Origin of the sequence: Streptomyces sp. NPDC044571, from assembly GCF_040647115.1 — a bacterium.
Taxonomy (GTDB): domain Bacteria; phylum Actinomycetota; class Actinomycetes; order Streptomycetales; family Streptomycetaceae; genus Streptomyces.
This window is the reverse complement of the sequence record NZ_JBEZBN010000106.1, coordinates 1-7,254: the sequence shown is the minus strand read 5'-3', so window position 1 is coordinate 7,254 and position 7,254 is coordinate 1. Positions and strand designations below refer to the sequence as shown.

Genomic DNA, 7,254 nt, shown 5'->3' with positions numbered 1-7,254 from the left:
CTGCCGGCCCGTTCGCCTGCTCCCGGGCCTACTGGCCCGCGCCCGGGCGGACCAGCCCGCTCTCGTACGCGTACACCGCCGCCTGGACCCGGTCGCGCAGGCCCAGCTTCGTCAGCACGTGCCCCACGTGCGTCTTCACCGTGGTCTCGCTCACGAACAGATCCGCCGCGATCTCCGCGTTCGACAGGCCCCGCGCCACCAGCTTCAGCACCTCGACCTCCCGCTCGGTCAGCGTGCCCAGCGTGTCCGGGACGCTCTCCTCACCCGACGGCAGGTGCCCCGCGTACTTGTCCAGCAGCCGCCGCGTGATGCTCGGCGCGAGCATCGCCTCGCCGCCCGCCACCACCCGGATCGCCTGCACCAGCTCATTGGCCGGCGCATCCTTCAGCAGGAACCCGCTCGCGCCCGCCCGCAGCGCCTCCACCACGTACTCGTCCAGGTCGAACGTGGTCAGCACCAGCACCTTCGCCGGCCCGTCCCGCCCCGGCCCGGTGATCTGCCGGGTCGCCTCCACCCCGTCCATCCGCGGCATCCGGATGTCCATCAGCACCACATCGGGCTGCAACGCCCGCACCTGGTCCAGGGCCTGCAGACCGTCCCCGGCCTCACCGACCACCGCCAGGTCCTGTTCGGCCTCCAGGATCATCCGGAAACCGGTGCGCAGCAGCGGCTGGTCGTCGACCAGGAGGACGCGGATCGCCACGGGGTGTACCTCGTATTCGTACGGCGGCATCGTCGGACGCCGCCCATTCTGCCCTGGCCCGGTGATCAGGACTCCGCCGGTGCCACGTCCGCGCCCTCGGCGGCGGGCCTCGGCGGGGGCACCTCCCGGCGGTGTCCGGGGGAGATCACCAGCGGATAGGCCGGGGGAGTGCCGCCGAACTCCGGGCACACCGCCCGGTGATCGCACCACCCGCACAGCTTCGTCGGCCGCGGTCGCCACTCACCCGTCGCCGTCGCCTCCTTGATCGCCTCCCACAGCGCGAGCAGCTTGCGCTCCACCCGCTCCAGATCCGCGATCACCGGGTCGTACGTCAGCACGTCACCGCTGCCCAGATACACCAGCTGCAGCCGCCGCGGCACCACCTGCTTCAGCCGCCACACCACCAGCGCGTAGAACTTCATCTGGAACAGCGCACCCTCGGCGTACTCCGGCCGCGGCGCCTTGCCCGTCTTGTAGTCGACGATGCGCACCTCGCCCGTCGGCGCCACATCCACCCGGTCGATGATCCCGCGCAGCCGCAGCCCCGACTCCAGCTCCGCCTCCACGAAGAACTCCCGCTCCACCGGCTCCAGCCGCGTCGGGTCCTCCAGCGTGAACCAGCGCTCCACCAGCGCCTCGGCCTCCGCCAGCCAGCGCGCCAGACCCTCGCCCTCGTCCCCCGCCGGAAACAGCTCCGTCAGCTCCGGCCGCGACTCCAGCAGCCGGTCCCACTGTCCCGGGATCAGCGCCTTCGCCCGCGGCGCCGTCCGCTCCGCCGCAGGGTGGTCGAACAACCGCTCCAGCACCGCGTGCACCAGCGTGCCCCGCGTCGCCGCCGCACTCGGCTTCTCCGGCAGCTTGTCGATCACCCGGAACCGGTACAGCAGCGGGCACTGCATGAAATCGCTCGCCCGCGAAGGGGAGAGCGAAGCAGGCGGAGCGGCGGGCGCTGAATCATCCGCACCGGCGTCGGGCATCGTCGTCATGAGACAAAACCCTACGACCCGCCACCGACAGCACGCGCATACCATCGACGCCGAGCCCCCTCGCACTGCATGATCGGGGCATCACACCGCGCTACCGCGCCCCCCGCACCGCACCGACCGTGCACCTGCACCACACTGAAAGCACCGACGAAACCAAACCGCCGGACAGCACCGAACGAAGGACAGCCGTGGCAGACACCGACGAATCCGGCGAGCGCCCCGACCAGCGCTCCGGTCCGGGCGGCGGACTCCTCATGGGCCGCCCCTTCGGCGTCCCCGTGTACGTCTCGCCCAGCTGGTTCCTCGTCGCCGCCCTCATCACCTGGGTCTTCGGCGACCAGCTCGACCGTGTCCTGCCCGACCTCGGACCCGCCCGCTACCTGGTCTCGCTCTTCTTCGCCGTCGCCTTCTACGCCTCCGTGCTCGTCCACGAACTGGCGCACACCGTCGCCGCACTCCGCTTCAAGCTCCCCGTGCGCCGCATCCAGCTCCAGTTCTTCGGCGGAGTCTCCGAGATCGAGAAGGAATCCGAGACCCCCGGCCGCGAATTCGTCCTCGCCTTCGTCGGCCCCCTGCTCTCCCTCGTCCTCGCGGGCGGCTTCTACCTCGCCATGTTCGCCGTCGACCCCGCCACCGTCCCCGGCGTCCTGCTCGCCGGCCTGATGATCTCCAACCTGCTCGTCGCCGCCTTCAACCTGCTCCCCGGGCTGCCCCTCGACGGCGGACGCATGCTCCGCGCCGTCATCTGGGGCATCACCGGCAGGCCCATGACCGGAACCATCGCCGCCGCCTGGGTCGGCCGCGCCCTCGCCGTCGCCGTCCTCCTCGGCCTGCCGGTCCTCACCCACACCGGGCTCACCGGCGGCCGCCCCGACGACGTCGGCGGGATGAACACCGTCATGGACGCCCTCCTCGCCGCGATCCTCGCCGCCATCATCTGGACCGGCGCCGGGAACAGCCTGCGCATGGCCCGCCTGCGCGAGCACCTTCCCGAACTGCGCGCCCGCACCCTCACCCGCCGCGCCGTCCCCGTCGAGCACACCACCCCGCTCTCCGAAGCCCTGCGCCGCGCCAACGCCCACGGAGCCCGCGCCCTCGTCGTCGTCGACGGCCACGGCGAACCCACCGCGATCGTCCGCGAGAGCGCCATCGCCTCCGTGCCCGAACACCGCCGCCCCTGGGTCGCGGTCAGCACCCTCGCGCAGGACCTCACCGACGGCATGAAGGTTTCCGCAGAGCTCGCCGGCGAAGAACTCCTCGACCGCCTGCGCGCCACCCCCGCCACGGAGTACCTCGTCGTCGAACCAGGCGGCGAGATCTACGGAGTCCTGTCCACCCTGGACGTCGAGAAGGCCTTCGTGAAGGCCATGGCGCGGCCCCAGTCCTGAAGCCAATACACTGGTCACATGTCCGAACCGACCGGTGCCGCCCGCCGACGCGGGCCCTTCGAGGTCGGGGACCAGGTTCAGCTCACCGACCCCAAGGGCCGCCACTACACGTTCACGCTCGAAGCCGGGAAGAATTTCCACACCCACAAGGGTTCCTTCCCGCACGACGAGCTGATCGGCGCCCCCGAGGGCAGTGTTGTCCGTACCACGGGCAACGTCGCCTACCTCGCGCTGCGTCCCCTGCTCCCCGACTATGTCCTGTCCATGCCCCGCGGCGCCGCCGTGGTCTACCCCAAGGACGCAGGCCAGATCCTGGCCTTCGCCGACATCTTCCCCGGCGCCCGCGTCGTGGAAGCAGGCGTGGGCTCCGGCTCGCTGAGCAGCTTCCTGCTGCGCGCCATCGGCGACCAGGGCATGCTCCACAGCTACGAGCGCCGCTCGGACTTCGCCGAAATCGCCACCGCCAACGTCGAGCGCTACTTCGGCGGCCCCCACCCCGCGTGGCAGCTGACCGTCGGCGACCTCCAGGACAACCTGTCCGACACGGACGTCGACCGCGTCATCCTCGACATGCTCGCACCCTGGGAGTGCCTGGAGGCCGTCTCCAAGGCGCTGGTTCCCGGCGGCATCCTCTGCTGCTACGTGGCCACCACCACCCAGCTGTCCAAGACCGTCGAGTCCATCCGCGAAATCGGCTGCTTCGCCGAACCGCAGCCCTGGGAATCGATGATCCGCAACTGGCACGTCGAGGGCCTTGCCGTCCGTCCCGACCACCGGATGATCGGCCACACCGGCTTCCTCGTCACCGCCCGCCGACTCGCCGACGGCGTCGAGCCGCCGATGCGCCGCCGCCGCCCCGCCAAGGGAGCGTACGGCGAGGACTACGAAGGGCCGGGCGGGGGCACCTCCCAGCGCTAGCCGGAGCACAGCCCGGAGGCTCCGGCCATCGCGGCCGACCCGGCCCGCCGGCCACCCCAACGCCACGGCGCTGCGGCGCAGTTCCCCCGCTCCGGCGGGAACTGCGCCGCAGCGCCTTTTCGTTGTCCCGGGTACCGGCCCGACCCGCGCGGACCCGGGCGTTCCGCCCCGGTGTGACATGTGGCACGATGCTGGCTCCCCGTCACCGCTCGCACAGGAGACCCCCCGCGTGCCGAACAGCCCCGCCGAGCCGGCAGCCACCTGGGAAAACACGGCGCACAGCAGCGCCCGGCCCGTCCACTGGCTCGCCACGGCGTGCGCCGTGGCCGCCGTCATCGCCGGCGCGGGACTACTCCAGCCGCAAGCGGCGGCCATCGGCCCCGCTGCGGCGCCGGCCGCCGACCCCTCCGGAGCTCCCGCGGCCGACGCCGTGAGCGGCCCGCAGGCCGCCGCTCCCGACGCCGCCGGGGTCACCTACCCGCTCGACTGCAAGGGCGCCCCGGTGGCCGTGACGGCCACCGCCCAAGGCGACCTCGACGGCGACGGCCGCCCCGAGACCGTGACCGCCGTCCGCTGCGACGCCGGATCCGGGACCCCGCCCCACGCCCTCTACGTACTCGCCCAGGACAAGACGCCGGGCGCCCGGCCGAGGATCGTCGCCACCCTGCTGGAGGCCGGCCGCAGGCAGACCGCAACCGACCTCACCGTGCGCGACGGCGTCGTCACCGCGAGCCTCCTCGGGTACTCCTCGCCCCAGGTGCCCCGCTACAACCCCGACCTCAAACAGCTCGCCAAGTGGCGCTGGAGCGGCGGAAAATTCCGCCAGGAGCTGACGGATTCCGCGGCCAGGAGTGTTTGAACCGTCACTCCGCGTCCGGACCGTAGACCTCCACCCTGTCCGAAACACGCCTTACGTGGATGCAGTCGCCGGGGCATTCCTTCGCCGAGTCCACCACGTCCTGCAGCAGCGTCAGCGGAACCGGAGTGGTCGCCCCCGCCTCCACCAGCAGCTCGTCGTCGGGGCTCTTCACATAGGCGAGACCGTCGATGTCCAGCTCGAACACCTCGGGCGCGTACTGCACGCAGATGCCGTCACCGGTGCACAGGTCCTGATCGATCCAGACCTCAAGCGGCTCTGCGGCCTGCCCGGTGCCACCCGTGGGAGCCTCCTGCTGCACGGTCATATCTCCTGCCGTTCCCTGCGCTCAGTGATCAGTTCTCGTCATCCGTCGGCGGCAAGTCGCGCGAGCCGTGACGGGTGTTGAACACTTCGACCTTACAACCGGCCGCTTTCAGATGTTGATGGGTGGGTATTTCCTTGGCGTGAGGGAGTACGCAAGGGTGAAGATCGGACACACCTCTACCGTCTTTGTGATCTAGGGGTTTCAATCACCACCAGCCCAGGTAGGGTCAGGAAGCGTCCAGCTCCCCTTGGAGGAGGTGAGGACCGTGGCAGCCCACGACGACGACATCAACCGCGGCATCCGGCCGGGGCGAGGGTCTGAGGACCCCGCCGGCCAGGTTGCCTACCTAGAGCAGGAAATCGCCGTCCTGCGACGTAAGCTCGCCGACTCTCCGCGACACACGAGGATTCTCGAAGAGCGGATCGTCGAGCTCCAGACAAACCTGGCCGGCGTCTCCGCGCAAAACGAGCGACTGGCAAATACGCTCCGTGAGGCCCGCGACCAGATCGTCGCCCTCAAGGAGGAAGTCGACCGGCTCGCGCAGCCGCCGGCCGGCTTCGGTGTCTTCCTGCAGGCGAACGAGGACGGCACCGTCGACATCTTCACGGGGGGCCGCAAGCTCCGCGTGAACGTCAGCCCCAGCGTCGACCCGGAAGACCTCCGGCGCGGCCAGGAGGTCATGCTCAACGAGGCCCTCAACGTGGTCGAGGCCATGGAATTCGAGCGGGCCGGGGACATCGTCACCCTCAAGGAGATCCTTGAGGACGGCGAGCGCGCCCTGGTCATCGGGCACACCGACGAGGAGAGGGTGGTGAGGCTCGCCGAGCCGCTGCTGGACATCACCATCCGCCCCGGCGACGCCCTGCTGCTCGAACCCCGCTCCGGCTACGTCTACGAGGTCGTCCCCAAGAGCGAGGTCGAGGAACTCGTCCTCGAAGAGGTCCCGGACATCGACTACGACAAGATCGGCGGCCTGGGCGACCAGATCGAGCTGATCCGCGACGCGGTCGAGCTCCCCTACCTCTACCCGGACCTGTTCAAGGAACACGAACTGCGGCCGCCCAAGGGCATCCTGCTCTACGGCCCGCCCGGCTGCGGCAAGACGCTCATCGCCAAGGCGGTGGCCAACTCCCTTGCCAAGAAGGTCGCCGAGGTGACCGGCCAGCCCGCCGGAAAGTCCTACTTCCTGAACATCAAGGGCCCCGAACTCCTCAACAAGTACGTCGGCGAGACCGAGCGGCACATCCGCCTCGTCTTCCAGCGTGCTCGTGAGAAGGCCAGCGAGGGCACCCCCGTCATCGTCTTCTTCGACGAGATGGAGTCCCTCTTCCGCACCCGCGGCTCCGGCGTCAGCTCGGACGTGGAGAACACCATCGTCCCGCAGCTGCTCGCCGAGATCGACGGCGTGGAGGGCCTGGAGAACGTCATCGTCATCGGCGCCTCCAACCGCGAGGACATGATCGACCCGGCCATCCTGCGGCCCGGACGCCTCGACGTGAAGATCAAGATCGAGCGGCCGGACGCCGAGGCGGCGAAGGACATCTTCGCCAAGTACCTCAAGGCCTCGCTGCCGCTCCACAGCGACGATCTCTCCGAGCACGCCGGCTCGCCCGAGGTCGCGGTGCACAGCATGATCCAGACCGTCGTCGAGCAGATGTACGCCGAAACCGAGGAAAACCGCTTCCTTGAGGTCACGTACGCCAACGGCGACAAGGAAGTCCTCTACTTCAAGGACTTCAACTCGGGCGCGATGATCCAGAACATCGTCGACCGGGCCAAGAAGATGGCCATCAAGGCCTTCCTCGAACACAACCAGAAGGGTCTGCGGGTCTCCCACCTCCTCCAGGCGTGCGTGGACGAGTTCAAGGAGAACGAGGACCTGCCCAACACGACCAACCCGGACGACTGGGCCCGGATCTCCGGAAAGAAGGGCGAGCGGATCGTATTCATCCGCACCCTCGTCACCGGAAAGCAGGGCGCGGACACCGGACGCTCCATCGACACGGTGGCAAACACCGGTCAGTACCTCTGATCGAAAAGGGCGGCTGCGGGTGCCCTCACCGGGCACCCGCAGC

Annotated in this window: 7 protein-coding genes; 4 read left to right on the top strand and 3 right to left on the bottom strand. The window is 69.8% G+C overall.

Annotated elements, in window-relative coordinates; genetic code table 11:
• Nucleotides 1-28 precede the first annotated feature (28 nt).
• Both AB0B01_RS30390 and AB0B01_RS30385 read right to left on the bottom strand, forming a co-directional pair.
• Complete coding sequence (locus tag AB0B01_RS30390; protein ID WP_361726070.1) at nucleotides 29-703, bottom strand: response regulator transcription factor; 675 nt, start codon at nucleotides 701-703, stop codon at nucleotides 29-31.
• A 65-nt stretch (nucleotides 704-768) separates the two neighbouring features.
• Nucleotides 769-1,689: a PD-(D/E)XK nuclease family protein gene (locus AB0B01_RS30385; protein WP_361726067.1), complete on the bottom strand. Its 921-nt coding sequence runs from the start codon at nucleotides 1,687-1,689 to the stop codon at nucleotides 769-771.
• A gap of 254 nt (nucleotides 1,690-1,943) precedes the next feature.
• Between AB0B01_RS30385 and AB0B01_RS30380 the strand changes: the two genes are divergently transcribed.
• From AB0B01_RS30380 to AB0B01_RS30370, 3 genes are all read left to right on the top strand, one after another.
• Nucleotides 1,944-3,077, top strand: a complete 1,134-nt coding sequence (locus AB0B01_RS30380; RefSeq protein ID WP_361726073.1) for a site-2 protease family protein — start codon at nucleotides 1,944-1,946, stop codon at nucleotides 3,075-3,077.
• Between the two features lie 18 nt (nucleotides 3,078-3,095).
• A complete protein-coding gene (locus AB0B01_RS30375) occupies nucleotides 3,096-3,995 on the top strand; it encodes a tRNA (adenine-N1)-methyltransferase (protein ID WP_361726064.1) in 900 nt (299 codons plus the stop codon).
• 229 nt (nucleotides 3,996-4,224) lie between these two features.
• Complete coding sequence (locus tag AB0B01_RS30370; RefSeq protein ID WP_361726061.1) at nucleotides 4,225-4,854, top strand: hypothetical protein; 630 nt, start codon at nucleotides 4,225-4,227, stop codon at nucleotides 4,852-4,854.
• Nucleotides 4,855-4,858: 4 nt separating this feature from the next.
• Here the strand turns inward: AB0B01_RS30370 and AB0B01_RS30365 are convergent, their stop codons facing one another.
• Entirely contained in the window at nucleotides 4,859-5,179 is a 321-nt protein-coding gene (locus tag AB0B01_RS30365) for a ferredoxin (RefSeq protein ID WP_361726058.1), read from the bottom strand.
• A 265-nt stretch (nucleotides 5,180-5,444) separates the two neighbouring features.
• Here AB0B01_RS30365 and arc point away from each other — a divergent pair, with 265 nt between their 5' ends.
• Nucleotides 5,445-7,211 carry a proteasome ATPase gene (gene arc, locus AB0B01_RS30360; protein ID WP_361726055.1) on the top strand — a complete coding sequence of 589 codons (1,767 nt, stop codon included), beginning with the start codon at nucleotides 5,445-5,447 and terminating at the stop codon, nucleotides 7,209-7,211.
• Nucleotides 7,212-7,254: the final 43 nt, after the last annotated feature.